At 58.2% G+C, this 4,211-nt stretch carries 6 protein-coding genes; 3 read left to right on the forward strand and 3 right to left on the reverse strand.

From position 1 onward, the window contains the following. A partial coding sequence (locus tag WA354_RS08180; protein WP_472812512.1) for a LysR substrate-binding domain-containing protein occupies positions 1-385 on the forward strand: 385 nt, incomplete at its 5' end. Positions 386-542: 157 nt separating this feature from the next. Here the strand turns inward: WA354_RS08180 and WA354_RS08185 are convergent. Beyond that, positions 543-917, reverse strand: coding sequence for a hypothetical protein (locus tag WA354_RS08185; RefSeq protein WP_472812513.1), 375 nt, complete (start codon positions 915-917; stop codon positions 543-545). A gap of 235 nt (positions 918-1,152) precedes the next feature. Here WA354_RS08185 and WA354_RS08190 point away from each other — a divergent pair, with 235 nt between their 5' ends. Together WA354_RS08190 and WA354_RS08195 are read left to right on the forward strand one after the other, a co-directional pair. Beyond that, a complete protein-coding gene (locus WA354_RS08190) occupies positions 1,153-2,016 on the forward strand; it encodes an ABC transporter ATP-binding protein (RefSeq protein WP_472812514.1) in 864 nt (287 codons plus the stop codon). A gap of 178 nt (positions 2,017-2,194) precedes the next feature. Beyond that, positions 2,195-2,773 carry a hypothetical protein gene (locus WA354_RS08195; RefSeq protein WP_472812515.1) on the forward strand — a complete coding sequence of 193 codons (579 nt, stop codon included), beginning with the start codon at positions 2,195-2,197 and terminating at the stop codon, positions 2,771-2,773. 314 nt (positions 2,774-3,087) lie between these two features. On the opposite strand, the gene rplI is transcribed toward WA354_RS08195, so the two are convergent. Together rplI and rpsR are read right to left on the reverse strand one after the other, a co-directional pair. After that, the gene (gene rplI, locus WA354_RS08200; RefSeq protein ID WP_472812516.1) at positions 3,088-3,579 is read right to left on the reverse strand and encodes a 50S ribosomal protein L9; all 492 of its coding nucleotides are present in this window, start codon (positions 3,577-3,579) and stop codon (positions 3,088-3,090) included. A 190-nt stretch (positions 3,580-3,769) separates the two neighbouring features. Beyond that, the gene (gene rpsR, locus WA354_RS08205; protein WP_472812517.1) at positions 3,770-4,132 is read right to left on the reverse strand and encodes a 30S ribosomal protein S18; all 363 of its coding nucleotides are present in this window, start codon (positions 4,130-4,132) and stop codon (positions 3,770-3,772) included. Positions 4,133-4,211: the final 79 nt, after the last annotated feature.

A 4,211-nucleotide genomic window follows, 5' to 3' on the forward strand; every position in this document is an offset into this window, starting at 1 on the left:
ATTGAGGACCGTGCCCCTGCTGATGCGGGAGCACGGCTCGGGGACTCGGCATGTGGTGGAGATGGCGCTGGCGAAGCAACACGTGAAAGTGGCCTCGCTCAAGGTCGCAATGGAACTGGATTCAACCGGGGCAATCAAGTCGGCGGTGGAGGCAGGATTGGGCGCGGGCTTTGTTTCCCGATGGGCAATAGCAAAGGACGCTCGCACCGGCGCGGGTTTCAAGGTCATTGAGGTCGAGGGGCTTCGCATGCAGCGCGAATTCCTGATGGTCTGTGCGGCTGGCCCTGAACCTCAGGGATTGGTGCAGGAGTTTCGGCGTTTCGTTGCGGACCGCGAGGCCTTGATTCGCAGCGCTGTGAGCGACACCCGAAAACGCAGAATATGAAACCCCCTGCGAAGGCGCGTAGAACCTGCGGGCGGTAATTCGACCGGGTCCCTGGCTAGACTCGTGCGGACTGACTCAGCCTATAAATACGGAAGGGCGCGAAAAATGAGATGCCCGGCGGTTCGATCCGCCGGGCATTTCTTCGCTGTGACCCAGGTTAGAAGTGCGGCTGATCGTCGTGGTCGTGATCGTTTTTCATGTGATCCATAGCGCGACGATATCCTTCCCGGAAGCCTTCGCGAAAATCGTTGCGAGCATCTCCATCCACAGGCGGATGTTTGTACATGTCATGGTCATCGGCATCGGCGTGACGATGCTCGCTGAAATCGTGGCGGGCGGCTTCGACGCCCTCATGATAACCGCGCTGTTGTGCTTCGCGATATCCGGAAGGAGGCTGATCCCAATGATCGTGATCCTGATACTGAGCAGCCATGGGAACAGGTTGTGCTTCATGAGCGCTGGCTTTGAGAGCGCCGGTTGAAGCGATGCAGAGAGCAAGCAGAGATGGTGCAATCCATTTAATGTTTTTCATAGAAATAAGAACCTCCACGTTCATGGCATAAAGATGAAGATGCGACCGATCGCGTTGCTCTGCGAAAGGTTGCTTGCAGCCGCCGCTTGCCAAGGAGAAATGCGCGAAGTTCTTTTCCTGATAGGGGTTTTCGAGGACGATGCTTTCGCGAGCGAAGAGAAAGTTTTGTTTTACTGCTTGATTCACCTCCCGTGAAGTGCTGGGATCTCCCGCAACGGTGCAATAGGATTGCGATATGGACCGGCTTCTCGAAATTCGCGATCTGCATATCTGGTTTGGCGCGACCGAGGCCGTGCGCGGGATCGACTTCGATCTCGATGACGGCGAAGTGCTGGGCTTGGTGGGAGAGTCGGGTTCGGGCAAGAGCGCTACTGCGTTGGCGCTGATGGGATTGCTTGGGCCTGCGGCGGGGGTGACGGGAAGCGTTCGCTGGCGACGAAACGCGGACTCAGTTGCTTTGGGAGAACGTGGACTCCACGAGATGATGAATCTTCTCGATCAGCCAGTGCGCGCGATGCGAGCGCTGCGGGGGCGCGAGATCGCAATGATTTTTCAGGAACCGATGACTGCGTTGAATCCTGTGATGACCGTCGGGCGTCAGGTGGCGGAGAGCGTGCAGGCACATGCACCCTCGTGCACGCGGAGAGAGGCGAAGAAGAGGGCTATTGCGGCGCTTGAGGAGGTTGCAATTCCCGATGCCGTAGTGCGGTTCAGCGATTTTCCTCACCAGTTCTCGGGTGGACAACGGCAGCGGATCCTGATTGCGATGGCGCTGATCAATCGACCCCGCCTGCTGATTGCGGATGAGCCAACGACGGCGTTGGATGTGACGGTACAGGCACAGATTCTGGCATTGTTAGCCGACCTGCAGAAACAGCATAGGCTGGCAATGCTCTTCATCTCGCACGATCTCGCCGTGGTGGGGCAGGTGGCGGGTCGGGTTGCGGTGATGCGGGCCGGGCAGATCGTGGAGACGGGACCGTGCACGAAGCTGCTGACAGCCCCGCAGCACCCTTACACGCAGAATCTATTACGGGCCGTTCCGACATTGCGAACGGATCGCGAGCAGCCATTGGCGATGATAGATGCCCGGGGTTGAAGCTTCTCACCTTCCGCTGGAAATGGTGGGAGCTACATCGGTAATTCAAGCCAATGCAACCTTCCTGCAGAGATGGGGTCCCTGGCACCATGAATGTCAAGGTTACGGATTGGAGTCGAGATGACCTTAAATGAGGCTGAATGGCGTGCCGTCTGTCCTATGATGGCCGGGAAGCCTCATGATTCACGTCGAGAGAAGGGCCGGTTCGCGACTGGCGACGGGAGTTTGCGCCGCTGTGCTGGCAATCGTCGTGTATCCTGGCTCCGCCCAGACGTCTACGCACAAGAAGAAGGCGCCTCCGCCGCACGAGCCAACCTCAGCTGAACTCTTCGACTACATGCACGGGGCGATGCTCGCGTACAGCGCTGAAGACCAGGTGAACGACAACCTGGAGATCTCGATCGATCCCACAGCCACGGTACTGACGATCAAGCAGCCGGATGGACACTGCGACATATTTCTGAGCGCTCTGGATGCCAACACAATCGTATGGGACGTCTACGATGCGAGCGACTCGATGCAGACGCGGGCGCCGCTGGCGCGCCTGACGGTGGACGCGATAGCGGGCAAAAAGGCCCGCACCTGTTACGACGCAGACAACAATATCGATCCGTCGACTCCGACGTCGCGGGCACGAATTTTGTTTTCTTGGGAAAAGATTCCGGATGGATCGGGATTCCAGACGAAGTTCACCAAAGCCCTTAAAAAGCTGATCAAACTAAGCGGCGGGATGACAGATAAGGATATCTTCAAGTAGCCCTCGTACAGGTTCGGAATACGCATCACTTTTCAATTGAGGCGGGATCGCAATCTACGATGCGAGGACAGCTGAGACTCTGCGTCAGGTTGAACTCGATCACCGTCCGCTGGCCGCACGATTTATTCCGGAGCAGCAGGCGCTGCTGGTGATAACAGCCAACCAGACGATCTACTCGATCGACTTAAGTTCTTCTGAACAAACGCATGTCGTAACGACGGAAGCGAAGTAGAGACATTGTGAGGAACGCCGGTTTGACCAGATACACGACCGCCTCCCGTTGGATTGGGAGGCGGTCTGGTCAAATTTCAGCTTCAGTCAGCGACTGCGGGGGCGGCGACAGGCTCGGAAACTTCCTGAGACGCGTCGGCCGCGACGTTGACCCGGAGGTGCGCGGTGACCTCACGGTGCAGCTTGACGGATACGGTGAAGTCGCCGAGGCTCTTGATCGGATCATTGAGTTGAATCTTGCGGCGATCCACCTCAAAGCCCTTGGCAGCGAGCTCGCCGGCGATGTCGGCCGAGGTTACTGAGCCGAAGAGCTGGCCGTTCTCGCCTGACTTGCGGGTGAAGCTGAGAGTAAGGGGCTCGAGCTTGGCAACCAGTTCCTGCGCCTGTGCTTTCTCAGTGGCGGAGCGGCGTGCTGCAGCGGCTTTCATCTGTTCAATCACGGCCTTGTTGGCCAGTGTTGCCTGCAGAGCCAGCTTGCGCGGCAGCAGGAAATTGCGGCCGTAGCCGTCAGCCACTTTCACGACATCGCCGCGGTGGCCGAGGTTGGCTACGTCTTCTTTCAGAATGACTTCCATGTGAAACTCTCCAGATTTGCAGACAGCCAGACTTCGTGCTGTCCGACCGTTGTGTTAGACACAGGCGGCTCACATTGAGTTGCGCCGCGCCAGATTCTATCGCGACTCTTGTGCGGACGTCGCCTGGGAAATTTTCCAGTCACTACAACTAAAGCGCCATAAGTAACAGGGACGCCTCAGAGCGTGCAAGCTAGTGCCTTGTTGCGAAGGGCAGCAGGGCGATATTGCGTGCCTGCTTGATGGCCCGCGTGAGGCGGCGCTGGTGCGTTGTGCACACGCCGGTGAGGCGGCGAGGCACAATCTTGCCGCGCTCGGCCACAAATCCCTGCAGCAGACGGACATCCCGGTAGGGGATAGCGTCGATCTTTTCGGTGCAGAACTTGCAGACTTTCTTGCGGCGGAAGAACTTGCCGCGTCCGCCAGGCCCGCCGGATCCACCGGGACGGCCTCCGGGACGACCACCGGGTCCTGATCCGGGTCCACCAGCTGGCCGCTCGGTCTGGACGGCAGGTGCGGGTGCCTCAGGTGCTTTTACTTGATTTTCGTCAGACATTTTGTTTCCTCTTTACTTTGTTGGCTTTCAGGCGCCTAGCTTAGGCACAGAAAAGCAGTGTCGAAGCGCCGCGAACGTC

The sequence above is a fragment of the Occallatibacter sp. genome (assembly GCF_049802275.1).
Lineage (GTDB): Bacteria > Acidobacteriota > Terriglobia > Terriglobales > Acidobacteriaceae > Telmatobacter.